General features: G+C 42.7%; 22 protein-coding genes. 15 read left to right on the top strand and 7 right to left on the bottom strand.

Going from position 1 to position 25,032, the window contains the following annotated elements; genetic code table 11:
* Positions 1-9 precede the first annotated feature (9 nt).
* A complete protein-coding gene (gene serS, locus J0L83_12340) occupies positions 10-1,281 on the top strand; it encodes a serine--tRNA ligase (GenBank protein MBN8665362.1) in 1,272 nt (423 codons plus the stop codon).
* 62 nt (positions 1,282-1,343) lie between these two features.
* Here serS and J0L83_12345 read toward each other — a convergent pair whose 3' ends face one another.
* The 6 genes from J0L83_12345 to mqnC form a co-directional block, all read right to left on the bottom strand.
* On the bottom strand, positions 1,344-1,862 hold the full coding sequence (locus J0L83_12345) for a L,D-transpeptidase (GenBank protein ID MBN8665363.1): 519 nt from the start codon (positions 1,860-1,862) through the stop codon (positions 1,344-1,346).
* A gap of 157 nt (positions 1,863-2,019) precedes the next feature.
* Positions 2,020-2,889, bottom strand: coding sequence for a hypothetical protein (locus tag J0L83_12350; GenBank protein ID MBN8665364.1), 870 nt, complete (start codon positions 2,887-2,889; stop codon positions 2,020-2,022).
* Between the two features lie 18 nt (positions 2,890-2,907).
* Positions 2,908-4,017, bottom strand: coding sequence for a hypothetical protein (locus J0L83_12355; protein ID MBN8665365.1), 1,110 nt, complete (start codon positions 4,015-4,017; stop codon positions 2,908-2,910).
* A gap of 2 nt (positions 4,018-4,019) precedes the next feature.
* Positions 4,020-4,505: an RNA polymerase sigma factor gene (locus J0L83_12360; GenBank protein ID MBN8665366.1), complete on the bottom strand. Its 486-nt coding sequence runs from the start codon at positions 4,503-4,505 to the stop codon at positions 4,020-4,022.
* 146 nt (positions 4,506-4,651) lie between these two features.
* Positions 4,652-5,089 carry a hypothetical protein gene (locus tag J0L83_12365; protein MBN8665367.1) on the bottom strand — a complete coding sequence of 146 codons (438 nt, stop codon included), beginning with the start codon at positions 5,087-5,089 and terminating at the stop codon, positions 4,652-4,654.
* Positions 5,090-5,258: 169 nt separating this feature from the next.
* Complete coding sequence (mqnC, locus tag J0L83_12370) at positions 5,259-6,383, bottom strand: dehypoxanthine futalosine cyclase (protein MBN8665368.1); 1,125 nt, start codon at positions 6,381-6,383, stop codon at positions 5,259-5,261.
* Positions 6,384-6,561: 178 nt separating this feature from the next.
* On the opposite strand from mqnC, the gene J0L83_12375 reads away from it, so the two are divergent.
* From J0L83_12375 to J0L83_12390, 4 genes are read left to right on the top strand one after another with little or no spacing between them, the layout of a single operon-like run.
* Positions 6,562-7,761 carry an aspartyl protease family protein gene (locus J0L83_12375; GenBank protein MBN8665369.1) on the top strand — a complete coding sequence of 400 codons (1,200 nt, stop codon included), beginning with the start codon at positions 6,562-6,564 and terminating at the stop codon, positions 7,759-7,761.
* A 45-nt stretch (positions 7,762-7,806) separates the two neighbouring features.
* Positions 7,807-9,045: an insulinase family protein gene (locus J0L83_12380; GenBank protein ID MBN8665370.1), complete on the top strand. Its 1,239-nt coding sequence runs from the start codon at positions 7,807-7,809 to the stop codon at positions 9,043-9,045.
* Positions 9,046-9,059: 14 nt separating this feature from the next.
* A complete protein-coding gene (locus J0L83_12385; GenBank protein MBN8665371.1) occupies positions 9,060-10,340 on the top strand; it encodes an insulinase family protein in 1,281 nt (426 codons plus the stop codon).
* A 1-nt stretch (position 10,341) separates the two neighbouring features.
* On the top strand, positions 10,342-10,701 hold the full coding sequence (locus J0L83_12390) for a phage holin family protein (protein ID MBN8665372.1): 360 nt from the start codon (positions 10,342-10,344) through the stop codon (positions 10,699-10,701).
* 5 nt (positions 10,702-10,706) lie between these two features.
* On the opposite strand, the gene J0L83_12395 is transcribed toward J0L83_12390, so the two are convergent.
* Positions 10,707-11,126, bottom strand: a complete 420-nt coding sequence (locus J0L83_12395) for an EamA family transporter (protein MBN8665373.1) — start codon at positions 11,124-11,126, stop codon at positions 10,707-10,709.
* A 283-nt stretch (positions 11,127-11,409) separates the two neighbouring features.
* Between J0L83_12395 and J0L83_12400 the strand changes: the two genes are divergently transcribed.
* From J0L83_12400 to J0L83_12445, 10 genes are all read left to right on the top strand, one after another.
* Positions 11,410-11,595, top strand: coding sequence for a hypothetical protein (locus tag J0L83_12400; GenBank protein ID MBN8665374.1), 186 nt, complete (start codon positions 11,410-11,412; stop codon positions 11,593-11,595).
* Between the two features lie 45 nt (positions 11,596-11,640).
* On the top strand, positions 11,641-12,009 hold the full coding sequence (locus J0L83_12405) for a PadR family transcriptional regulator (protein ID MBN8665375.1): 369 nt from the start codon (positions 11,641-11,643) through the stop codon (positions 12,007-12,009).
* An 18-nt stretch (positions 12,010-12,027) separates the two neighbouring features.
* A complete protein-coding gene (locus J0L83_12410; GenBank protein MBN8665376.1) occupies positions 12,028-14,217 on the top strand; it encodes a PspC domain-containing protein in 2,190 nt (729 codons plus the stop codon).
* 79 nt (positions 14,218-14,296) lie between these two features.
* Positions 14,297-14,680 carry a hypothetical protein gene (locus J0L83_12415; GenBank protein ID MBN8665377.1) on the top strand — a complete coding sequence of 128 codons (384 nt, stop codon included), beginning with the start codon at positions 14,297-14,299 and terminating at the stop codon, positions 14,678-14,680.
* Between the two features lie 105 nt (positions 14,681-14,785).
* Complete coding sequence (gene gcvT / locus J0L83_12420; GenBank protein ID MBN8665378.1) at positions 14,786-15,871, top strand: glycine cleavage system aminomethyltransferase GcvT; 1,086 nt, start codon at positions 14,786-14,788, stop codon at positions 15,869-15,871.
* A gap of 52 nt (positions 15,872-15,923) precedes the next feature.
* The gene (locus J0L83_12425; GenBank protein MBN8665379.1) at positions 15,924-16,289 is read left to right on the top strand and encodes a septal ring lytic transglycosylase RlpA family protein; all 366 of its coding nucleotides are present in this window, start codon (positions 15,924-15,926) and stop codon (positions 16,287-16,289) included.
* 28 nt (positions 16,290-16,317) lie between these two features.
* On the top strand, positions 16,318-17,037 hold the full coding sequence (locus J0L83_12430; GenBank protein MBN8665380.1) for a 2-phosphosulfolactate phosphatase: 720 nt from the start codon (positions 16,318-16,320) through the stop codon (positions 17,035-17,037).
* Between the two features lie 132 nt (positions 17,038-17,169).
* Positions 17,170-20,943: an SNF2 helicase associated domain-containing protein gene (locus J0L83_12435; GenBank protein MBN8665381.1), complete on the top strand. Its 3,774-nt coding sequence runs from the start codon at positions 17,170-17,172 to the stop codon at positions 20,941-20,943.
* Between the two features lie 113 nt (positions 20,944-21,056).
* Entirely contained in the window at positions 21,057-23,999 is a 2,943-nt protein-coding gene (locus J0L83_12440; protein MBN8665382.1) for an outer membrane beta-barrel protein, read from the top strand.
* Positions 24,000-24,387: 388 nt separating this feature from the next.
* Positions 24,388-25,020 carry a GNAT family N-acetyltransferase gene (locus J0L83_12445; GenBank protein ID MBN8665383.1) on the top strand — a complete coding sequence of 211 codons (633 nt, stop codon included), beginning with the start codon at positions 24,388-24,390 and terminating at the stop codon, positions 25,018-25,020.
* The last annotated feature ends 12 nt before the right edge of the window (positions 25,021-25,032 follow it).

A 25,032-nucleotide genomic window follows, 5' to 3' on the forward strand; every position in this document is an offset into this window, starting at 1 on the left:
ATTGTCGATATGTTACAGGTAGCGGTGCTGCGGAATGATCCGGAAGGCGTTAAAAAAAGACTGGCTAAGAAGCATGTACAAAACCTCGGGTTGGTAGATACTATTATTGAGGTGGATGATCAGCGAAAGAAAATCCAGGCAGAATTTGATGCAATTCAAGCCAAAGTGAATAGTTCTTCCAAAGATATTGGTATGCTGATGGGCAAGGGTGAAAAGGATGCTGCAGAGGCGCTCAAGGCACAAGTGGCCGCATGGAAAGCTGAGTTGGAGCCATTGAAAGCAAAGATGGCTGAAACCGAAGAACAACTGCAGCAAACCTTGGTACAATTGCCTAATCTACCAGCAGACATCGTTCCGGAAGGCCGTGCTGCGGAAGACAACCTAACGGTAAAAACAGGAGGTCCTCAGCCACAATTACCTATCAACGCCAAACCACACTGGGATATTGCCAAACAGTTTAACCTGATTGATTTTGAATTAGGCAATAAAGTAACGGGTAGCGGCTTCCCTTTTTATATTGGTAAGGGCGCTCGCTTACAAAGAGCATTGATTCAATATTTTCTTGATTTCAATACCCAGGCTGGTTATTTGGAATATTTACCTCCGTTTATGGTAAATGAAGCTAGTGGTTATGGTACAGGACAGCTGCCTGATAAGGAAGGTCAGATGTACCATATGCCGGTAGATAATTTCTACATGATCCCAACCGCCGAAGTACCGGTAACCAATGTGTACCGTGATGTGATTTTGAAAGAAGCAGATCTTCCTGTGAAGATGACAGCTTACTCACCTTGTTTCAGAAGAGAGGCGGGTAGTTATGGAAAGGATGTGCGTGGCTTAAATCGCTTACACCAGTTTGAAAAAGTAGAGATCATTCAAATGGTGCAACCTGAAAATAGTTATGCAGCTTTAGATGAAATGGTGGCACATGTGGAAGCCCTTGTTACAAGTTTGGAATTGCCATACCGCATTCTGCGCTTGTGTGGTGGTGATATGAGTTTTGCTTCTGCACTTACCTATGATTTTGAAGTGTATAGCGCTGCGCAGGAGCGTTGGCTGGAAGTGAGCAGCGTAAGTAATTTCGAAAGTTTCCAGGCAAATAGAATGAAATGCCGCTTTAAGGGAGGCGATGGTAAAACACAATTGGTGCATAGTCTGAACGGTAGTTCATTAGCCCTGCCTAGAATCTATGCCGCTTTGTTAGAGAACCATCAAACAGAAAACGGTATTCGCATACCGAAAGTTTTGCAGCCTTATTTTGGTGCAGCAACAATTGAATAAACGAGTTTGAATAAAAAGAAAGTCCCGCCATTGAGCGGGACTTTTCATCTATCTTGGTTCTTCTATTGCTGAATAATTACAGTAGTACCCACTGGAATCACCTCGAATAATTTTTCAATGTAGAGGTTCTTGGTACTTACGCAACCTTCTGTCCAGTTTACTTTATTGTCAATCGCAAAATCTTCATGTGGCCAGGTACCGTGAATACCAATGGCACCACCAATTTGTGCATTGGGTGGAATCAATCCCTGTGCTTTGCGTTGATTAAATTTTTCGAAGCTTTCCTTGTTGGGATAATCAATCATCATGAAACGGCTCCACTTGGCGTGCTTGTATTTGTTCATGATGTGGAAAGTACCTTCCGGCGTGCGGCGATCGCCCTGCATCAGTTTGTCGCCTCTGTCGCTATTACCAAATACAACCGGATAGCTAACCAGCCATTGATCGCCTTCATAGACTTTCAGCTGACCGTCGCTCTTATCTACGAGGATAAAATAGGTATCCTTATCAGCCAGCTTGGTATAAGATGCATGGCTGAAAAAAATGATGGCCAAAACCAGTATGCGAATCATTTTTTTCATACGGACAATTTTGCCTTATAGGAACGCAAATTAATTGGGGAAATTGTGTGACAGACAAGGTTTTACCTAAAATTTGCTTAATAAAACGGTGGGGAAACGTTAAATAAAACACCCCCTGAAAAGGGGGCGTTGCATGAGAAATGGTTCTGAGAAAATCTTACCAGTTGCTGAAGCGTACACCTACAGCGTAAGGGTATTGCTCCAAACGGGTGTTGTTCTTTTGTAATGTATTGAGGCTATAGCTGCCGTAAAGTCTTACCGGTCCAAGGCCAACCTCAGCAATTGCAGCCAGGCGCCAAGGCTCCATATCAAAGTTTTGCTTGAATTTTTGTTTGCCACGCTCACCACTTACCTGCTTATTGCGAGAGGCGATCAGGTAACCGGCACTTACACCAGCACTCAGGTTAAATCCTTTTCTGCTATTAGGCGTGAAATCAATGTTCAGCATAACAGGTACTGTAAGGTAGCCGGCATAGAGCTTATTCTTTTCAAATGAAACTGTATCATTAAAAACATAGGGCATATTGTTGATATCCTTTCTGTAGCTGATACGAGAATCGTAGCGGAAATTATACATCTCCAAACCAGCACCATATTTCAGGTTCAGCACATGGTTGGCTACATTCAGCTTCTGCATGAAAAACCACAGGTTTACGTTTGATGATTTACCTGTATTGAGGCGATAACTATTGCTGTTAACCGGACCAGCTGCAGTACTCAGTTGTCTGAAATATGCGTTACCGGGCACAGCTGTACCATAATTGGTTTCATCACGATAATTGGCAAAACCGAGGTCCATGATCCACCAGTTGGTGCTGATGTTTCGCTTCTTCTTTTTCTTGTCGGTATTGATCTTGATGTTGATGATTCTGTCATCATTCTGGATGCGTGTTTCCTTGCTGTCTGAGCCGGAAGCATTTTTCTTGATGATTACAAAATTGCCCACTTTAACGGTGTCTGTTTTTTCCTGAGCGAAGCCTGTAGATACAGCGAGGATGGCTGCCAGGGCGATGACTGCATGTTTCATATATCTCTCTTTAAAAAATTAATCTAATGATGTTCTGGTAGGAGAACTGTTTACAGTAGATGTGCTGGTTTCTTCTTCTTCAGCTTCGGCCTGCTTCACTTTAGATTTAAAAAGTGAAGAAGCTTTTCTGAAAATACCACGGAGCTTGTCTTTGTTAATTTCTACAGCGCCGAGATACAAGGTTTTTCTGTCATCATCTGTATCCAGTTCGCGGTAAACAGCCTGTTGAATATTATTGTTTTTAGCAACAGGATTGTCTTCCGTTTTTGCTGCCACCATTACCGGATCCATGGTGATGGTAGCTGGTCTGTTAACCGTGTTGTTGATGTTGGCTTGGGTACCTTTCCTGCTTTCATCTACAACACTGGCAATCACATCTTCCTGACGATTGAGTAAATCGTTTGTTACAGGGAGTTCATTATTTTTTTCTTCCGCATTATTGGCGAAGCGTGTTGGCTGCTGTTTAGCTACTTTATTTGGGCTGTTAACTGCAGCGAAAGTTTGATCATCAGTAATCACCTGATTGGTTGCACTAGATGATGCGTCTGTTTTGGTATCAACTGCATTTTTAGATGAGGGCAAACTTGTTTCATTATCGGCTAATGAAGTTGGCGTTGTTTGATCTTGTGGAACTACTGTCCAAACCAGAACAGCTATACCAATTAATGCAGCGGCTACTGCCAGTTTGCGCCATTGCATGAAAACAACAGGTCTTTCTTTCTTTTCTTCTCTGTAAAGGGATGCTTTATCAGGGAAGATAACTTGCTCTGGCTGCAGTTTGGTCTGCTTCAGCCATGTAAACGCATCCTGTTTTTCCGGGTGTTGTAAAACAAAGGTTTCAACGGCCGCTTTTTCTATCGCATCAAGTTCTTCGTCTACGTATAAGAGGAATTGCTCTTCGTAATTGTTGGTATTGATAGCGGCTTGTTCACTGCGCAGCAGGATCGATTTATCGAAAGCGATAGGTGCATCATCAATCAACCGGGTATCAAGCAGTAAATCCAGTTCTGCTTTCAGATCTGGATTGGCAGTTACAAAAGCTTCAAGCTCCTGCTGTTCTTCAGCAGAAAGTTCTGCATCTATATAGAGCAGAAACCAGCTTTCGTAATTATCGCGGTTGATGTTCATGTTTACAATACGTTTTCTTTACTTACCAGATAGTTTCTTAAGGTTAATCTGGCTCTGTGCAGGTACACTTTTACCTGGCTTTCATTCAGGCCGGTGATTTTACCAATCTCCTCATAGCTATAGCCTTCATAATCCTTCAGCATCACCAGGCTTCTTTGTGTTTCGTTCAATCTGTCCAAAGCTTCCATCAAGGCCTTTCTCAGGTTGTTCACAGGTTTGTGTTCCACGCGAACTTCCTCTCTAAACTCATCCTTTAATTGTATCCGCTTGTGTTTGCGGATATGATCAATCATCTGGTTGTAGGCAACTGTGAACAGATAACTCTTAGACTTATCCGATTCAACCGATTCCCTGTTGCGCCAAAGTTTTTCGAAAGCAGTTTGTACAATATCGCGTGCGTCTTCTTCATGCCTGAGGTTCTTCAGGATGAAGCGGTACACATTGTCTGCGTACTGGTTTACACACTCATTGTATTCTCTTTCTGTCATGCAGCAGGGTTGATCTTTTGGTTTGCCTTAGGTATTACGTTTTGCGGGCAATGATGTTACAGTACAAAGGAAAAAAAAATTGATGGGCGGGTGAAACCGTCCATCAATCATGTAATAGGAAAAATAAAGTATGTGTAACTAATTGATTATAATATGTATATGCCGTAAGCTACGATAACTGAGATAATAGCCAGGAACATAGAACCGTAGAAATAATTCGCCCCTTTTTTACTCAGACTTTTCTTATCGTCTTCGTTAAGGTGGGTGTATTTCTTAGCTACATAAGCCATTTTCTGTTTGCCGCCATAAATCAGGTAGGCAACCATATACAGTGAGCAAAGCACGAGGATGGATCCGGCTCTGATCAAAACCACATTGCTTTGAAGCCAAGTCCAGGTATCTTCTAAATCGTAGGGGTTAACCGTATATTTCAGATAAACAAACCACAGCGATAAAACGGATATGGCATTGAATACCCATGCCAGAAAAATCATCTGCGCACCAGCGCTGCCGGCTTTATCCAGCCTGTGCTGATCGCGCAGCACATAATAATCATGATACAGTACAGCTTCAAACAAGTTCATATCCTTTAAATGTCAGAAAAGGTGGATGATTTTTTCGAAGGATATGAAGGAAGGAATAGGAGGGAGACCTGTGTTATACACAGATTTCATTTTGTAATACTACAGAATATCGCCCAAAAATCAGGTCAGGCAACTTGAATTTAATCGAGGTTTAAGCCATGAGCGGGGATTAGTAGTTGATAACCTGCTCTTCTATCGCAGCCGGCAGGGTTCTCCACTCGTACTGCTGGTTTCTGAGTTGGGGCTCAAAACCGGCTTCGCGGATGGCATCCTGCATGGTTTTGTAGGTAAAGCGGTGTGGCGCTCCGGCAGCACTCACTACATTTTCCTCAATCATGATTGAGCCAAAATCATTGGCCCCGCCATGCAGACAAAGCTGGGCAGTTTGTTTACCTACCGTTAACCAGCTGGCTTGGATGTTCAACACATTCGGCAGCATGATGCGGCTGATGGCAATCATACGGATGTATTCTTCAGCAGTAATCAGGTTTTGAACACCCCTGATTCTGGCCAATAAGGTATCAACGTCCTGGAAAGTCCAGGGTATAAAAGCAAGGAAACCTTTTGCATCCGCAGGTTTTTTGGCCTGCACTTCACGAATGCGGGTAAGGTGAATAAAGCGTTCCTCCAGTGTTTCCACATGACCAAACATCATGGTTGCAGAAGTTGTGATATTCAGTTTATGTGCTTCGTGCATGATATCCAACCACTCATCCGCACCACATTTACCCTTACTGATCAGTCGGCGCACACGGTCTACAAGAATTTCCGCACCGGCACCTGGTAAGCTGTCGAGCCCAGATTCCTTCAGTGCTTTTAGCACATCATGATGGCTCATTTTCTCCAGTTTGCAGATATGCGCAACTTCTGGGGGGCCTAATGCGTGCAACTTGATGTCAGGGAACTCTTGTTTGATCTCGCGAAAGGTGTTGGTATAGAAGTCCAGACCAAGTTCAGGATGGTGCCCACCTTGCAATAGCAGTTGGTCGCCACCATATTTGATGGTTTCACTGATTTTCTTGCGATAAGTAGCCATATCAGTGATATAAGCATCTGCATGGCCAGGAATGCGATAGAAATTACAAAACTTACAATTGGCAATGCACACATTGGTTGTATTCACATTGCGGTCGATCTGCCAGGTTACTTTTCCATGTGGCACATGATGCTTTCGCATCTGGTCTGCCACATACATGAGTTCTGATAATGGAGCTTCCTGAAACAAAAAGATACCTTCCTCAATACTCAGGAACTCAAAATTCAATGCCTTCTGGTATAAATCTGCCAACTGCATATGCGTACGCTTAATGTTGCAAATGTAATCAAGCCCTGCTTAGCAGCAGGCTTTTGTTCTGTCTTTTGTAAGTATCTGCTTGATAGACCCTAACAAGGGGTAGCTGTATACAAAAGCAACGCTGCAACTAACTCGGCTGTCTAATTGTTTAAATAGACCTAATTTGGGTATTCCATTGATGTTAAGGTTTATCATATCTGTTTTACTCCTGCTGCAAGTACTGCCAAGTCTGGCACAGGAGGAGTTTGTACCGCCACAAGCCAAATTGCTTACCCGATTTCGCTTTCAGCAGTATAGCGGTGGTGTTATTATGCTTAGAGGCACGCTTGATCAGCATACGGACTCGCTCAACTTTATCCTGGATACAGGTAGTGGAGGTATTTCGCTTGATTCAGCAACAGCCACCAGACTGGGCGTGCAAATGGAAATGTCTGACAGAACTATTCGAGGCATTGCCGGCTTGAAACGTGTGGCTTTCGCCTATAACCATAGCTTACACTTGCCGGGCCTTGTGGTAGAAAAACTGGATTTTCATATTAACGATTACGAACTACTCACGAGTGTATATGGTATTCAGATTGATGGAATTATTGGATATAGTTTCTTCAGAAGATTTATCGTGCATATTGATTTCGACAAAGAAATGCTTGAGGTGTATGCGCCCGGTTCTTACCGTTATCCCAAAGGTGGCTATTTACTTAAACCCAGTTTCAGCACTTTACCCCTGCCTTATCTGGAAGTGGAAGACAGTAGAACGGTGAATGCCCGTTTTATTTTTGATACCGGTGCAGCCATGTGTTTTCTAATGTCGAGTGATTTTGCGCAGGACAGTACATTGATGCGTAAAAGTCGCAAGCGTTATCTCACACAGGTAGAAGGATTGGGCGGCAAAAAAAGAATGGAGTACACCATCGTTAAATCGCTGAAAATCGGCCCATACAAGTTCAGGCGAGTACCTGCGCATATATTTGAAGACGATTTCAATGTAACATCATATCCGCAGCTGGGTGGATTGATTGGAAATGATTTATTACGCCGGTTTAATATGGTCATCAATTATCCGGAGCAAAGTATCTACCTGAAACCAAATGAACATTTTGCAGAGTCTTTTGATTATTCTTACACAGGACTCGGTGTGTATATGGTGGAAGGGGAGATCAAAGTAATTGATGTGATTCCCGGTACGCCCGGGCATAAAGCCGGCTTTGAAGCTGGTGATGTTATTTTCGCCGTAGATAATAATTACAGTAAAAACATTAAGACGCTCAAGACCTTGTTGCAAAATGCGGGTGCTACCATGCAGGTAGTGGTTTTCCGCAATGGCGTCCCTAAAGTACTTACCCTGAAGATTGGCGATATACGGAGGAAAAGGGGCTGAGCTGCCTGCCTATCCGTTCAATCCTGTACATTGCAGCCGAATATTATGATCCAGTTTGAGCGATTTGTATTAGACAACGGACTTCGTGTTTTGGTGCATGAAGATCCATCCACCCCCATGGCAGTGGTAAATGTATTGTATGATGTAGGTGCTAGGGATGAAGACCCAAACAAGACCGGCTTTGCGCATTTGTTTGAACACCTGATGTTTGGTGGCAGCATCCATATCCCTGATTACGATGAGCCATTACAACGTGCAGGCGGAGAGAATAATGCTTACACCACCAATGATTTAACCAATTACTATTGTCAGGTGCCAGCACAGAATCTGGAAACAGCTTTTTGGCTGGAGAGCGATCGTATGCTGAGCCTTGCGTTTAGTGAGAAGAGTTTGGATGTACAGCGCAAAGTAGTTTGTGAGGAGTTCAAAGAACATTATATCAATAAACCTTATGGCGATATCTGGCACAAGATGCGCGAGCTGGCATATAAAGTGCACCCGTATCGCTGGATGACCATTGGTAAGGAGTTAAGCCATGTAGAGAAAGCGCATATTGATGATGTAAAAGCTTTCTTCTTCAAACATTACCGTCCGGTAAATGCAATCTTGGTTGTTGCAGGCAATGTACAGGTTGAGCAAGTGAAGCAATTGGCAGCAAAATGGTTTGGTCCCATTCCTATGGGCGATCAATATGTGCGTAATCTGCCGCAAGAGCCTGTGCAAACAGCAGCTAGAAGACAAGTGGTAGAAGCAGATGTACCTGTGGATGCTTTTCTCGCTGCCTGGCATATGGATGCAAGATTGGATAAGGGCTATTACATCGCAGACCTCATCACGGAAGTTTTGGGTGGCGGTGCTTCTTCCCGCTTATATCAGCAATTGGTTAAGGAGCAGCGCTTGTTTGCTTCTATTGATTGTTATCACTTCGGTACTATTGAAAAGGGATTGGTGGCTGTAGATGGAAAATTAGCGGAAGGGGTTGCTATCGAAACGGCTGAAGCTGCTGTGCAGGCGGTATTGCAGCAAGTAAAAGAAGCAGCCATCAGTGAGCAGGAGCTACAAAAAGTAAAGAACAAGACAGAAAGCGTCATTGCTTTTGAGGATATGAATGTGATGAGCAGAGCCAATAGTCTGGCTTTTTACGAGTTGCTCGGCGATGCACAATTGATGAACGATGAGTTGCAACGGTATCAGGAGATTACTGCTGCGGATATACGTTCTTACAGCCAGCAATTATTTGCTCAAACCAACAGTAACGTGCTGCATTATCTGCGGAAAAAATAAATCGTGTGAACATGGTGTTGAACAGGAAGCAAGCCCCCGGTATTACAGACCCCGCAGCATTTGAACTGCAACTGCGTAAGCATGACTATTTCGAATTAGATAATGGTACACCTGTCTATGCTGTGAATGCAGGTGCGCAGGATGTACTCATGATTGATATGGTTTTTTACGCAGGTAATTGGTTTGAAGAAAAAAACATTGTAGCGGCTACCACCAATTTTCTGCTGAAGAATGGAACAAGCAAGCGCACAGCTTTTGAGATCAATGAGCATTTTGAATTTTATGGAGCTTATCTCAATAGAAACTGTTATACAGATGAAACTGCTTCTCTCTCGCTGCATACATTAACCAAGCATCTTCCAGAACTGCTGCCAGTGATGAGTGAGTTGCTGACAGATGCAATTTTTCCTGAACAAGAGTTACAGATATACAAGCAGAACCAGCAGCAAAGACTGCGTGTAAATTTGAAGAAGTGTGATTTTGTCGCCAACAGATTGATTGACGAATACCTCTATGGCTTTGATCATCCCTACGGGCGATATTCTTCTGCTGCAGATTTTGATGCGGTGCAAAGAGAAGACTTAGTACAATTTTATCAGGACTATTACACCAAAGGACATTGTAAAATATTTGTTGCAGGAAAACTGCCTGCTGATATTCAGCAACAGCTAAATACTGCTTTTGGTCATTTACCTTTTAGAAAGGATAAACCTGCAAAAGCACATCAGATTCAGCCTGCCGATAAGAAAGTGCAGGAGATCATCAATGATGCTGCAGGTGTGCAGGGAGCTATACGTATGGCAGCACCTGCAATCAACAGACACCATCCTGATTTTCCTAAACTGCAGGTGGTGAATAATATCTTCGGTGGTTTCTTTGGGTCCAGATTAATGGCAAACATTCGAGAGGACAAGGGCTACACTTATGGTATTTACAGTTATCTGCAGAATCACTTACACGAAACAGCATTGATGATTAGTACTGAGGCGGGCAGAGATGTTTGTGCTGCTACGATTACAGAAGTGTATAAGGAAATGCAATTGCTGCGCGATGAGTTGGTTGATGATGAAGAACTGAGTTTGGTGAAGAACTATATGATGGGTACCATACTGGGAGATCTGGATGGTCCTTTCCAAATCATCAATCGCTGGAAGAACTATGTGTTACATGGTTTGAATGAACAATATTTCTATCAAAGTATTGAAGCCATCAAAACCATTACTGCAGAAGAAGTGCAGGCACTGGCCAAGCAATATTTGCAGGAAGATCAATTCTACGCATTAACTGTTGTGTAATATGGGAAGATTCTTTACCAGAATGGTTGCAACAGCACTGGCTGTATTAATTGCAGCTTACTTGCTGAAGGGCGTGAGCATCGACTCAACGCTTACTGCTTTGATTGTTGCTGCAGTATTGGGCTTACTCAATACTTTCATTAAGCCTGTACTTATCTTGTTAACAATACCCATCACCATTTTTACACTGGGTATTTTTTTATTGTTCATCAATGTATGGATGATTCGCTGGGCAGCTGAACTGGTGCCGGGCTTTAAAGTTGATGGTTGGTGGACAGCCTTATTCTTCAGTTTTATTGTGTCTTTCGCCACGTCAGTGATTGAGTCTATTATCGGCGTGCCCAAAGATGAAAAGCAATAGTTTCTTTATTTAATCAGGATAACTGTTCCTGCAATGATCAGTGCAGCACCAATCAAGAGTTTTGGTGTGATGGGCTCATTCAGTAATAAATAAGAGAGTAGAAACGTAATTAGGATACTGCCCTTATCAATAGTAGATACCACAGATACATTCGCAGTCTTCATCGCTTTGAAAAAGAATATCCAATAAACTGCTGTTGATACGCCCGCCAGTACAAACCAGAACAAAGCTTTTTGTGGAATGGCTTTAGCATCCTTGAATCCACCTGCAATCCATGCATTCATTACTACAATAAAAAACAGAACCCCTGTTCTGATGGTCAGTGCCAAGTGTTCATTGGCTTGTTTCATACCCATTTTAGCGAAAACCAATGCTGCACCACCGGTGAGCGTAGATAAAATGGCATAATATACCCAGGTCTGCATAAGCAAATTTGTATGGCAAAGTAGGCATTTGTGCCAAATCCTGTGTATTAGCCCTTGGTCGCCAATCATCACAAAATAAAGCCGTTGATCATTTTGGAATCTGGTATTATTTTTTTAAGTAGTTGAAAAACAACGATTTATATTCTGTACAATATCTGAGGTCGCACATTACCTAAAAAAACTTGGTACTATGTGTTGCATAGTACCAAATAAATCCCCATCTTTGTGTTGTCAATGGGAGACAACCAAAAGACAGCATTCAAAAACATTTAAACATATTATCATGAAAACGAACAACAACAACCTGCTCATCCAACTGGATAAATCATCCATGGAGCAACTGACTGCCGAAGTAAGAGAAACTTTGGCCAAAGAAGTGAAAACTGCTGCCAAGCAATTCAGTGCTGCTGATTTGTGGAAGATCCGCAACATGCGCCGCATTTCTGCTCAGCGTCTTCACTTAGCTTAAGTCACGTCAATTCTGCCGAAAGGCCCAACCAATAAAAACAAGGTTATGGATATACAAAACACACAAAGTCAGATGCGAAAGGGGGTACTGGAATTCTGTATCCTGTCCATCATACGTCAGGGCGAAGTGTATCCGAGTGATATTGTAGACAGAATGAAGGTAGCCAACCTGCACATTCTGGAAGGAACACTCTATCCCCTGCTGACCAGATTGAAAAACGCAGAACTCCTGACTTACCGCTGGGTAGAAAGCAACAGCGGCCCCCCGAGAAAATATTTCTCCATGACTGAAAAAGGTATTGCATTCTATGGAGAGCTGGAGCGTACATGGAAGGAACTGGCCGATGCGGTAGCCGCACTTACCCAGCCTTTCGAGGTAACTGCAGCCAATACCGAAAACCAAACCCAACTCTAACCGCAAACTAGACAAATCATGAAAAAGGTAATCAATATCAACTTCCAGGGCAGGGTTGTTCCCATCGAGGAATCTGCCTATGACATACTGAAGCAGTATGTGGAAAGTCTGAGACGTTTCTTTGCCAATGAGGAAGGTCGTGATGAGATCATCAACGACATCGAAAGCCGCATCGCTGAATTATTTGGCGAGATCCTCAAGAAAGGCAGTACCTGCATCACTGATGATGATGTAAACCAGGTAATCGCCAGCATGGGTCGCCCCGAAGAATTTGAAGGTGAAGAAAGCAAAGTGCAATCACAGCTTGGCTCTGAGCAAACTAGCAGCAGCCAGCAGCAATCCATTCCACAGGATGGTCCACGCCGCTTGTACCGCGATGAGAACAACAAAGTACTCGGTGGTGTGTGTGCTGGTTTTGCCAACTATTTCGGGATCGATCCATTGATTGTGCGCATACTCGCTATCGTAACCATTGGTGTGGTGCTTATTCCTTACATCATACTTTGGGTAGCATTACCCAGCAGCGCATCTCAGGTAATTGGTGCCACACGTAAGCGCCTCTTCAGAGATACTGAAAGCAAGATTATTGCAGGTGTGTGTAGTGGTTTGGGCCATTATTTTGGTGTAAATGCCTGGATTCCCCGTGCATTGTTCCTGATACCCTTTATTTCTTTCGCTTTCAAGTGGTTCTCTTATGGTCCTTTTGATGTACCACATTTTGTAAGCTTCTCATTTAGCCCCGGTGCTACCATTATCTATATCATTCTCTGGTTGGTATTACCTGAAGCAGTAACTGCAGCAGACAAACTGGAGATGAAGGGTGAGAAAGTAGACTTGAATAATATCAAGCAAACTGTGCAGGGTGATCTGGAAGGTTTCAGAGAGCGTGCTGAAAAATTTGGTACAGAGGTAAAAGATAAAGCTGTGCAGTTTGGTCAGGAAGTTTCTGATCGTGCTAAAGCCGCAGCCCCTGAAGTAGCAGCTGTTGCCAAGAAAAGTAGTCGCGGTATTGCAGGCATATTTATTCTGCTCTTTAAAATATTTGCATACTTCATTGTAGGTGTTGTACTCTTCACTATCGTAGTATCTCTGTTTGCAGTAGCAACTGTATTCACTTCACTGTTGCCAGTTAAAACCTACCTGATTCGTGGAGATTCACAAAGCCTGATGGTATGGGGTACATTGATCTTCTTTGTGTGGGTGCCTGTTATTGGTGTCATCACCTGGATCATCCGCCGCATTGCCAATATTCGCAAGAATGGTAATACCATGGCTTTTGCCTTCACTGCTCTGTGGATTATTGGATGGTTCTTCTTTGTGAGCCTGCTGGCTTCGCTGAGTAAGGATTTCAGATACAGAAATATTCCTCTTGAAGAAACTGTAGTGCTGAGTAATGCCAAAGTAGATAAGCTTGAATTGAAGACTTTACCTCCTACGGTATACTATGGTACAGATGATTGGTTTAAGCTGGAGCCTTTTGCTTCTTTTGATGAAGACACTGTGTATGTGAGAAATATCCGTGTGCGCATCATCAAATCAAATACGGATAGCTTCCGTGTAACCACTACCAGACTGGCGCAGGGTAGAACAAGAAATGAAGCCGATAGCCGTGCAGCACGCATTCGCTTTAATCTTACACAAAACGACACACTACTTTTGCTGGATAAGGGTATTCAGATTACTCCTCAGGAGAAATTCCGTAATCAGCGTGTGGTAATTACAGTGGCCGTTCCGGTTGGTAAGCGTATCAAGATCAGAGAAAGTGTGGGTTGGGGTAATGATGTACGTGTAGATTTTGGTCGTGGCTATGATGATGGCTGGAATTTCGAAAGAGATGATGAGTGGAATGGTTATAACAGCTGGAGACATGATGTGGAATATGTGATGACGAATGACGGACTCAAGCGTGTAGACAATAAAGATGATGAAGACCGTAATAGTGAAGATGCTGTAGAAGAGTACCGTAAGAGCCGTGAGCAGTTAGAGCGTGAGATTGAAGAGCAGCGTCTTGAACTGGAGCGTAAACAAAACGAGCTGAAAGAAAAGGAAAAAGAACTGGCTAAGCCTGTTGATAGCATCCCAGTAAAGAAAGAAGTGAAAGAGAAGTATCGCTATCAGCGTTCTACAGCTGCAGGTTATTTGAACAGAAAAGAAACCATCAGCTATCAGCATCAGGAAAATCCTTTGTTAGAAAGATTCTCTCTTTGATAAACTCGGTTGAAGTTGGGAATAAAGCGTCCCGCGCTGGTCGCGGTGTGGGACGCTCCCTTTTTTAAAACCTTTTGCTATGAGAAAAACATACCTGATTATTGGCGCTTTGGCTATTGTATCTATAAGTATTGTTGCTTATTGTGCGTATGATCAATACTGTGAAGCGAGAATGCACAGAATGGTGAAGAAGCAATTGATACAAATGCCGGTTTTCGCGGAAATAAACAGAATGGCAGATTCAATGGCCAACAGTACAGGAAATACCACAAACGTGGTTGTGAACTTTGATGGCAGTAATTATGCGACTATAGGTATTAAGGAAAAAGCATCGAGTTTCTTCAAGAAAAGCAAAAATGGCCGCGAGGTAAGGTATCAGTACAACCTGAAAAATTATGCAGTGGTCATGTTCGATGAATCTTCCGGAAAGATTCTTGGTGTTGACCGTATGGGTCGTCCGTAAAGAACAGTTGGTTTTTATTCAGATATACAGCAGGTTTGAGCAGCCTGCTGTTTTTATTTTTTCACCCCCCTTGCTTCACCTATTTTTGCGCCTCAATCGATTGCCATGAAGCAAACACCTTTTACACATAAGCATATTGCACTGGGCGCCAAAATGGCTGCTTTTGCTGGATACAATATGCCGATCAGTTATTCCGGTATTAATGATGAACATGCAGCAGTGAGAAACAATGCAGGTGTGTTTGATGTAAGCCATATGGGCGAATTCATCCTGAAAGGCCCAGATGCGCTTGACTTGATTCAGCGTGTTACCAGCAATGATGCGTCCAAACTTACCAATGGTAAAGCACAGTATTCTTGTTTGCCCAATGAAGAGGGTGGTATTGTAGATGATTTGCTGGTATACTGTGTGGAGGAAAACAATGTATACATGCTGGTGGTGAATGCTTCCAATATTGAAAAAGACTGGAACTGGATTAGTGCGCGCAACACAAAGGGTGTTGAAATGCACAATATCAGCGATAAAACAGCTTTATTGGCCGTACAGGGTCCTAATGCAACAAAGATTCTGCAAACACTAACAGCAATGGATATTATGAACCTCAAATACTACACTTTCGCTAAGGGTGTATTTGCAGGCGTAGAAAATGTGCTGGTAAGTGCAACCGGCTATACCGGTGCGGGTGGTGTAGAAATTTATTTTGAAGACAAGGACGGTAACGCCGATAAAATCTGGGATGCCATTTTTGAAGCGGGTGCATCTGCTGGTATCAAACCAATTGGTTTGGGGGCACGTGATACATTACGTCTTGAAATGGGCTATTGTTTATACGGTAACGATATTGATGATACTACTTCTCCATTAGAAGCAGGACTCGGTTGGGTAACCAAGTTTACCAAGGATTTTACTGCACGCCCGATACTGGAAGCACAGAAAGCAGCGGGCCTTGCGCGTAAGCTGGTTGGTTTTGAAATGATCGAGCGTGGAATCCCTCGCCATGACTATGCAATCAAAGATGCTGCTGGTAATGTAATCGGTAAGGTTACTTCTGGTACGCAAGCGCCTTCGCTGGGTAAGGCGGTTGGTCTTGGTTATGTGGCTTTATCGCATGCAGCGATTGATAGTGAGCTATTCATTGATATTCGCAATACTCCGGTGAAAGCCAAGGTTGTTAAATTTCCTTTTGCCTAATGCCGGCTGAAATAAAAAGACAGAAGCTCCGTTTTTACACGGAGCTTTTTTTATGAAACAATACTGCTGCTTACTCATACTTTTTGCCCTGCTCTCAGCATCCTGTGGGCGTTATGTAACAAAAACAGGGAAAGCCTCTTATTACGGAAATGAATATGATGGCCGTAAAACGGCCAATGGCGAAGTATTTCGGCAGAGTAAGCTTACTGCTGCGCACAAAAAATTGCCTTTTGGTACTCAGGTTCGTGTAACCAATCTATCTAATGGCAAAACTGTTGACGTAAGAATTAATGACCGCGGTCCTTTTGTGGCTGGAAGAATTATTGATCTCAGTAGATCTGCTGCAGAGGAAATTGGCATGGTTCGTCAGGGTGTGGCCAAAGTAAAAATTCGCTATAAGCGGAAAAAAGACCGTTAAGCCTTTTCAGGGATTATCTTTGCGGCCCATGAGTAAGCCCTATCTGCATACTGTTTTATCGCCCAAGTTGCTGGATATCTATGATGTGCAAGATGCTGTTGTCGTGATTATCGATGTGTTTCGTGCTACATCAACCATTGCAACTGCCTTATACAATGGCGCAACCAGGGTGATTCCGGTAGATGCTGTAGATAAGTGTATCGAAATCGGCAAAAAAACTGGCGGTATCACAGCGGGTGAAAGAGATGGTAAAATCATTCCCGGTCTGGCGCATGGCAATTCTCCTGCAGAATACCCACGCGAATTCATTGAAGGCAAAACCTTGGTGCTAACTACAACCAATGGTACCAAATTGCTGCACATGGCTTTGAACAAAGGCGCTGCAGAAGTGATCACAGGTTCATTCCCTAATCTAACTGCGGTTTGTGATTATCTGGCTTCCTGCAATAAGCATGTATTATTGGGATGTTCAGCCTGGAAGGATCGTTTCAATCTGGAGGACACATTGTTTGCAGGTGCGGTTATCAATCGTATTCAGCAAAATTTTACGATTCACTGCGATAGTAGCTTGATGGCTGCCGACATGTACAACCTGCACAAAGACCACATGTACGAATTCATCCGCAAAACCACCCATTGGCATAGGCTATCTGCATTTGGTTTGGAAAAGGATTTAGAGTACTGTGCTACCCCTGATTTGGCACCTGTGTTGCCCATCTACCGCAACGGTGATCTTGTTTGCGGATAGAATGCCCACATTTCATACACATTTCATAGGATTTGCTTTTTTCAGCAGCCAACATTTCTTTATTTTACAGATTCACCTTTTCTGAAACGAAATTGTTCGTGGTTAAGGTGTTAAAGCAAGTCCTGAGTTTTTATGGCACTACCTTACCTGATCAAACATATATACAACAGTGGAACCGATGAAGTCATCCGCAGAGGGAAAAAGATTCACGCGCTGGGCAATGTGGAATTAACAGATTACGATGATTTGATGAGCGCAGCTACCATGCGCGTGAAAGACGATAGTTACAGCACGTATTACAAAGTATACATCACCCAGTTCCGCGATCCAAAAACAGTTTCACTTCGTTGTACTTGTCCGTATAACCTGGGCGAAATTTGTCGCCACAAAGCAGGCGCATTATTTGCACTGCAGGAGATGATTGATAAGAATCTGCTGGGTGATCGTGACACAGTTTACGATCAAAAGCATACTGTTGTAAAGATGAAGCATATTGACCTGAAGATGATCCGTATGATCACTAGTCAGGATGTCTATGCTGCAGCAGAAGAATATTTACGTAGCAATAAAGCCAATATTCTTTTCGCAAAAGATGAAACAGTAAAAGCGGAATTGGATTGGGAAGGCAATACCTACACACTTGTTTTACATAAAAACGAAGAGCGCAATTTTGATACCAGTTGTAATTGTGCCAGTGATGATAAGCATCCCTTATGTGTACATAAAACCATTTTGTTTTTGCAATTGGTGAATGCACATGGTGCCAATTACTTCGATTCTATCCGTAACTGGGATAAGGAGAAGAATAAACTGCTGGCCCTCTACGGTTATTCACTAGATGATGATCTCACCGGAAAATTTGACTTTACCTATACTGATGGAAAGCCATTCCTGCGTGTGTTGGATACCAGTATTAAGCGGGTGGGACAAATTGCCAATGCTTCAGACTTCAAGAACAGACCAGAGCCAGCTGTAACGCCGGTGCTTACAGAAACACAGGAGGAAGAGATAGAAAGAACCCAGTTGAAATTGGGTATTGTCTTCGCAACCAATGAGCATCAATATCCTTATGTTCAGATAGAGGCAGTACAAGGTGAGCCTAATGATAGCTTGCAGGCTTACGCAGGCAAGACCGAAAAGATAGACTTGGCGAAGTTTGTGAATACCGAAGTGTTTGATGAAAATGATAAGGGACTGATTCAGCAGTTACGCAAACTCATGCCTAATGAAGTGAGTCGTTACCTGAACAGGAATTCCCCCTTCAGTGGTATCTGGGAAAATATTATTCAACAGCACGATGATGAGTTGCCGGAAGAAACACGTCACCTGATTGTTGAATACCTCTTCCCCAAGTACAAGAAATTGTTTACTGAACTGGCTGATAGTGGCTTTGTATTCTATCTGCCGGAGAAAAAACCATTCACTACTGCCAATCTAAAGCAAGCTACTGTTGCTGCAGCAGCTATTGCGCCAGAGTTTCAGGTGAGTGCTACTAAAGAAGGCTATCAGATTCGATGCTTTGTGAAGTTGCCATTGGCTACACCGGCTTTGGAAGAAAATGAAAGCACTGCTTCGCTTTTGTTCAAATGGCAGCATCAATTTTATCTGTGGCAACGCGTAGAAGACGTAATGGTGACAGAAAAATTCCTGCCTTCAGGGAAAATTACCGTTGCCAAAGAGGACTGGCCTAAATACTTGCGCGAAGTAGTATTGCCATTAACCAAGGAGTACCATGTGCAGTTTGCCAATGTGCAGAAAGAAGAACTCAAGGATGTAAAACCTGAAGTGAAGGTTTTGCTGAAAGAAAAAGGTGAGTACCTCATCTTCCAACCCATCTATACTTATCGCGGATATGAAGTGCGCAGTACAGATAAGGAGCGCATTGTAATTCCTGAGATGGATAAGCTGCTGATCATTCAGCGCAATATTCCAGCAGAGAAAATGGCGATGGAGAAGATTGCCTCGCTGCATTCTTCTTTTGTACAAATCAATGATTCGGATGCATTGGCTTTGAAAGGAACCGATGTATTAAAGAATAACTGGTTCTTTCTTTTTGTAGATGCGGTAAAGGACATGAACCTGCCGGTATATGGTTTTGAAGCGTTGAAACATTTCCGTTTTAACACAGCCAAACCTTCTACCAAGATTTATATCAGCAGTCATACCGATTGGTTCGATGCCAAAGTGGAAATTCATTTCGGCGAACAGAAAGTAACGGTGGCTGATGTAAAGAAAGCATTAGCCAATAAGCAACAATATGTGCAGCTGGATGATGGCACACTCGGTATTTTACCGGAAGAGTGGATTCGCAAATACTCTTTACTCTTTAAAGTGGGTGAGGGTAAAGCATCTCACTTGAAACTGAGTAAGTATCAGTTCAGTGTTATTGAAGAATTGTATCAGCAGCGTGATGAAGAAGAATTGTTCTTTAAGCTGGAGGAGAAATACGAGAAGCTGAAAGAATTTCATGAGATTAAATCAATTCCAGCTCCTCAACACCTCGAACCTATTCTTCGACCTTACCAGATTAGTGGTTTTCAATGGTTGAATTACTTACGCGAAGTAGAATGGGGCGGTATTCTGGCTGATGATATGGGTTTGGGTAAAACCGTTCAGGCCCTTGCTTTTTTACATCATTTAAAGCAGCAAAACAAAACGCTGAAAGCATTGGTTGTTTGCCCCACAACACTGATGTTCAACTGGAGTAATGAAATTCGAAAATTCACGCCAGAGCTGCGCTTCTATGTGCATCATGGAGGTGCAAGAACCAAGGAAGACCTGCATCAAAATGAAGTGGATGTGATCATCACCACTTACGGCACACTGCGTAGTGATATCAAACATTTTCTGGAAATGGATTTTGATTATGTAGTGCTGGATGAAAGTCAGGCCATCAAAAATCCATCCAGTAAAGTAGCAAAAGCGGCCTGCTTATTAAAAGCAAAGAACCGTTTGTGCTTAAGTGGTACGCCATTACAGAATAATACCTTCGACATTTTTGCCCAGATGAATTTCCTTAACCCGGGTATGCTGGGTTCAATGGAATTCTTCAAGCAAGAATTTGCTGTACCTATTGATAAGTTTGGCGAGAAGGAACAGAAAGAACATTTGCGTAAACTCTTGTATCCATTCATTCTCAGAAGAACAAAAGAGCAAGTAGCGCAGGATTTACCTGAGAAGCAAGAAATGATTTTATTCTGCGAAATGGCGGAAGAACAGCGCAAGATTTATGATGCGTACAGAAATGATTATCGTGATCGCATCATGGGTGTGGTGGAAGATCAGGGAATACAGAAATCACAACTGACCATCTTGCAAGGCTTGATGAAGCTGAGACAGATATGCGACAGCCCTGCCATTATGCGTGAACAGGACGGTGAAAAATATCCCAATGTCTCTGTGAAATTGGAAGAATTGGGTCGTGAAATCACTGAGAATATCAGTAACCACAAAGCACTGGTGTTTTCTCAGTTCCTAGGTATGCTGGCATTGATTCGTGAGAAAATGAAAGAGCTGGGTGTTGACTATGAATATTTTGATGGTAGTACCACGGCTGCCGATAGAGAGAAAGCTATTAAACGTTTTCAGGAAGAAGATAATTGTCGGGTATTCCTCATCTCACTCAAAGCTGGTGGTGTGGGTTTGAACTTAACTGCGGCCGACTATGTATACATCGTTGATCCTTGGTGGAATCCGGCTGTAGAACAGCAGGCTATTGACAGAACCCATCGTATAGGTCAGACTAAAAACATCTTCGCCTACAGAATGATTTGTACGGATACAGTGGAGGATAAAATTCTGAAACTGCAGGAGCGTAAGCGCGCTTTGGCCAAAGACCTGATTACGGATGATGAAGGATTTGTGAAGAGCCTGACTAAAGAGGATGTTGAGTATCTGTTTAGCTAAGAAAAGCATCTATCCCAGCTATTTGCCGCTCATCCAATCGGAGCTTGTTAAATTTAAACAAAAGGGTATACCAGGGGTCTTATCAAGGTAATTTTGCCAACCGAAATGCCGTTATGAGATCAATTATACTTTTTGTTAGTTTTTTCATTCTTAGTGCTTTTGCCGTTCAGGCACAAAAAACCAGTGGTTCTGTACAGGGCCGTATCACAGATACGCTGAATAAGCAATCGCTGAAAGATGCATCTGTTACGGTGCTGAATAAAGCAGATTCTTCCTTGATCAAGTTTACATTGGCCAAAGCAGATGGCAGTTTTGAGATTGCTGACCTGCCTTTCGGCACCCATTTATTACTTGTGAGTTTCCAGAGCTATGGTTCTGTGTATGAAACCTTTACTATCGATCGTAACAATCCTGATAAGCGTTTTACGACAATCTATCTGCAACCTGTTGCCAATCAGTTGGGTGATGTTGTAGTAAAAGCTTCACCAATTGTGGTGAAAAAGGACACGATTGATTTCAACGCGAATATGTTTAAGACCAAACCCAATGCCAATACAGAAGATTTGTTGAAAAAGCTGCCGGGTATGGAAGTTGACAGAGATGGTAATGTAAAAGCACAGGGACAAAATGTAACAAGGGTTCTGGTTGACGGTAAGCGTTTCTTTGGTGACGATCCCAAATTAGCAACACGTAACCTGCCAACAGATGTGATTGATCGTATTCAGGTAATTGATGCATTGAGCGATCAAGCAGCATTTTCCGGCTTTGATGATGGTAATCGTGAGAAGACAATCAATATCATCACCAAAAAAGACAGACGTAAGGGTTGGTTTGGTAAAGCTTCTATCGGTGCGGGTTCAGATGGACGTTATGAGAACAGTTTAAGTGTGAACAGATTCAACGGCAATCAACAAATTTCATTTATCGGTCAGGGTAACAATACCAATAAGCAAAGCTTTTCTGTACAGGATATCCTCGGTTCTTTTGGTGGTGGTAATCTTGGTGGCGGCGGAAGAGGCGGTGCAGGTGGTGGCGCAGTTGCTATTGGTGGTTTGGGTGGTGGCGCTTTTCGTCAGGCAGGAAATTTTGTCAGCAACTTAGGTAATGGTGGTAATGGAATCATCGAAACATGGGCCGGTGGTTTAAACTATCGCGATGTGTGGAGCAAAAAGACGGAAGCTTACGGAAGCTATTTCTATAACAATACACAGGTAAATCGTGTGCAGGATAGAATTACGCAAAACGTATTAAGTGATACTGCTTCATTGTTCAATAATCAGAATAGTCTAACGAATAATCGTAACCAAAACCATCGTTTCAATTTTAATATTGAAACCAGGTTGGACTCATTTACATCAATCATCTTCCGTCCAAATGTTTCATTTCAGGAAAGTGAAAACAATGTAACTACGAACACACTTGGTACACGCAATAAACTCACAAACGTAAACAACGCATCATACACCGGTAATAGTAAGAATAAGGGTATGAGTGGTGGTGGTGAATTATTGTTCAGACACCGTTTTAAAACTGCTGGCAGAAGCGTTAGTGTTAGTGCAAACCTCACTGCTTCCAGTAATGATGGTTCTGGAAGTTCTTATACAACGCAAATCATCTTCAGAGATCCGATGCCAGCCCGATTCGATACATTGGATCAGCGTTTTACCAGTTATTCAGATAGTCGCAATTTCAGTACCAACGTGTCTTATACAGAGCCTATTGCTAAAGGGCAATTACTGGAGTTTAGCTATAATTATGGGAATAATGAGAGTAAGTCTGGCAGGGAAACCTTCCGTTTCAATAAAGCCAATGGCTTGTATGATATCAAGGATACTACACAGACTAACTTATTCCGAAATACTTTTGAATCGCATCGTGCAGGTTTAAACTATCGCATTCAAAAGAATCAGCTCAACTTCAGTTTTGGTGGTGCAGTGCAGTGGGCATCTTTGACCAGCATCAATGATAGCCGCTCTACTACCATTAGTCAGAATGTGGTGAACTTCTTCCCTAACGCGAACTTGACTTGGAATAAGAACAGAACCAAAAATCTTCGTATCAATTATCGGGGGGCTACCAATCAGCCTAATGCTAATCAGTTGCAGCCGGTGTTTGATTTAACTAACCCACTTAGTGTGAGTGGTGGTAATCCATCGCTTAAGCCTGAGTTCAGACATAATTTCAATATGTTCTGGTCTTCTTTTGATGTGATGAAGCAAACCAATTTCTTCACTTCATTGAATTTCAGCGCTACGCAGAATCGTATTGCAAATTCAACCATTGTGTATCTGCCCGGCACAGCTTTGCCTCCAGGTATTCCAACAGGTAGCGTACAGCCCGGTGCCATCATCAATATTCCGCTTAACCTTAATGGACAGTATAGCCTGAGTGGTTTTATGAATTTTGGTTTCCCATTGAAGAAGCCAAAGAGTAATCTGAACTTTGGAACGAATGGTAGCTATAATCAAGATGTGAGTTTGATCAACAGCAAGAAAAACTATAACCGCAATCTGAATATCACACAAAGTATTACATGGGTGATGAATATCAAGGAGCGTTTTGATTTCAACCTCACCAGCCGTTCTTCTTTTAATGCCGTTCGTAACACGGTAAATAGTTCTCAAAACCAGAACTTCTTCACCCAGAGTCTCGACTGGGATATGACCTGGTCGTCTAAATCAGGTTGGATGCTGATTAGTGATTTTACACTAACAGCGTATATGGGCAGAACAGATGGCTTCAATAGAACCATTCCCTTGTGGACACCTTCTATCGCGAAGCAAGTGTTTAAGAACAAGAGTGGTGAAGTGCGTTTGAGTGTGTTTGATATCCTGAATAAAAACGTATTTATCGATCGTACGGTGAGTGGCAATACCATCACCGATGTGCAAACTGTAGTACTGAAGCAATACTTCATGTTGAGCTTTACTTATAACCTTCGTCGCTTTGGAGCAGGGCAGGGTCCTGGTAACCCATTCATGAATATGATGCGTCAGGGAGGTGGAGGCAATATGATGATGATGCGCCCACCCGGCTCAGGAAGAGGTGGAAACTAACAAGTGTAAGTCCCTGCAATGATTGCAGGGATTTTTATTTTAACCGCTTAAGGAAATTTTAGGCCATCGTTCATGAAAACTATGCTACTTTTACGCCCTCATTTGAAAAAGTGATCAAAGTATCCTCACATATCGAAACGTTTGAGTCTGTCTTCTCTATGGAAGCAGCATTCAATTTTTTACCGAGACCCCGACGTGGTTGCTGATAGGACGAGCAACTGGCACTTGCCCCTATCAGTGAAAACTCTCCGCTTCTTCTTCACACCCGCAGGGTGTTTTGCCAAAGCCTTTTTCACTCTTTAATTGATCTAAGTTGGAATCTGCAGATATCATTATTCGTGTGGCTACACACCTGGATACGCATTATGCTGTAAGGATTACAGATGAAATGGCTGCTTCAGCCAAAGCCCGTGGTACAGGTATTGCCAAGCGTACACCAGAATATGTGGCGGAAAAGATTCTGGAAGGCAAGGCCGTTATTGCTGTTACTAAAACCGGTGAATGGGTTGGTTTCTGCTATATAGAAACATGGAGCCACGGTGAGTATGTTGCAAATAGCGGCTTAATTGTTGCGCCTGAGTATCGCAAAAGCGGTATGGCCAAAGCCATTAAGAAGAAAATCTTTGAACTGAGCCGCGAGAAATACCCCAACGCTAAATTGTTTGGATTAACAACCGGACTTGCTGTGATGAAAATCAACAGCGAATTGGGTTATGAACCGGTGACCTATTCTGAGTTAACACAAGATGAAGCTTTTTGGGCAGGGTGCAAGAGTTGCGTGAATTATGATATTTTGATGAGCAAAGAGCGTAAGAACTGCATGTGTACAGCTATGCTCTATGATCCCAAAGATCATTATGAGCCTGAGGAAACCAAGCAATACTTTGAAAAGAAGAAAAAGGTTTTTGAACGTTTGTTACATGCTAAGCAAGTGAAATTGCTTAAGAATTTGCTGAAGCGTGATAAGTCAGAAGGTGGCGGTGGCTCTAAAACCTTCCTGAGAAGTTTGTTTCATTTATAATCCTTAAACATC

Source organism: Chitinophagales bacterium (genome assembly GCA_017303835.1).
Taxonomy (GTDB): domain Bacteria; phylum Bacteroidota; class Bacteroidia; order Chitinophagales; family Chitinophagaceae; genus JAFLBI01.

Excerpts from the sequence above, each read along its gene's own strand:
- J0L83_12410 (MBN8665376.1), top strand. The coding sequence starts at position 12,028 with ATGAAAAAGGTAATCAATATCAACTTCCAGGGCAGGGTTGTTCCCATC.
- mqnC (MBN8665368.1), bottom strand. The coding sequence starts at position 6,383 with ATGCAGTTGGCAGATTTATACCAGAAGGCATTGAATTTTGAGTTCCTG.
- J0L83_12405 (MBN8665375.1), top strand. The coding sequence starts at position 11,641 with ATGGATATACAAAACACACAAAGTCAGATGCGAAAGGGGGTACTGGAA.
- J0L83_12390 (MBN8665372.1), top strand. The coding sequence starts at position 10,342 with ATGGGAAGATTCTTTACCAGAATGGTTGCAACAGCACTGGCTGTATTA.
- serS (MBN8665362.1), top strand. The coding sequence starts at position 10 with ATGTTACAGGTAGCGGTGCTGCGGAATGATCCGGAAGGCGTTAAAAAA.
- J0L83_12440 (MBN8665382.1), top strand. The coding sequence starts at position 21,057 with ATGAGATCAATTATACTTTTTGTTAGTTTTTTCATTCTTAGTGCTTTT.
- J0L83_12345 (MBN8665363.1), bottom strand. The coding sequence starts at position 1,862 with ATGAAAAAAATGATTCGCATACTGGTTTTGGCCATCATTTTTTTCAGC.
- J0L83_12365 (MBN8665367.1), bottom strand. The coding sequence starts at position 5,089 with ATGAACTTGTTTGAAGCTGTACTGTATCATGATTATTATGTGCTGCGC.
- J0L83_12445 (MBN8665383.1), top strand. The coding sequence starts at position 24,388 with ATGGCTGCTTCAGCCAAAGCCCGTGGTACAGGTATTGCCAAGCGTACA.
- J0L83_12430 (MBN8665380.1), top strand. The coding sequence starts at position 16,318 with ATGAGTAAGCCCTATCTGCATACTGTTTTATCGCCCAAGTTGCTGGAT.
- J0L83_12350 (MBN8665364.1), bottom strand. The coding sequence starts at position 2,889 with ATGAAACATGCAGTCATCGCCCTGGCAGCCATCCTCGCTGTATCTACA.
- J0L83_12375 (MBN8665369.1), top strand. The coding sequence starts at position 6,562 with ATGTTAAGGTTTATCATATCTGTTTTACTCCTGCTGCAAGTACTGCCA.
- J0L83_12395 (MBN8665373.1), bottom strand. The coding sequence starts at position 11,126 with ATGCAGACCTGGGTATATTATGCCATTTTATCTACGCTCACCGGTGGT.
- J0L83_12415 (MBN8665377.1), top strand. The coding sequence starts at position 14,297 with ATGAGAAAAACATACCTGATTATTGGCGCTTTGGCTATTGTATCTATA.
- gcvT (MBN8665378.1), top strand. The coding sequence starts at position 14,786 with ATGAAGCAAACACCTTTTACACATAAGCATATTGCACTGGGCGCCAAA.
- J0L83_12360 (MBN8665366.1), bottom strand. The coding sequence starts at position 4,505 with ATGACAGAAAGAGAATACAATGAGTGTGTAAACCAGTACGCAGACAAT.
- J0L83_12435 (MBN8665381.1), top strand. The coding sequence starts at position 17,170 with ATGGCACTACCTTACCTGATCAAACATATATACAACAGTGGAACCGAT.
- J0L83_12355 (MBN8665365.1), bottom strand. The coding sequence starts at position 4,017 with ATGAACATCAACCGCGATAATTACGAAAGCTGGTTTCTGCTCTATATA.
- J0L83_12380 (MBN8665370.1), top strand. The coding sequence starts at position 7,807 with ATGATCCAGTTTGAGCGATTTGTATTAGACAACGGACTTCGTGTTTTG.
- J0L83_12400 (MBN8665374.1), top strand. The coding sequence starts at position 11,410 with ATGAAAACGAACAACAACAACCTGCTCATCCAACTGGATAAATCATCC.
- J0L83_12425 (MBN8665379.1), top strand. The coding sequence starts at position 15,924 with ATGAAACAATACTGCTGCTTACTCATACTTTTTGCCCTGCTCTCAGCA.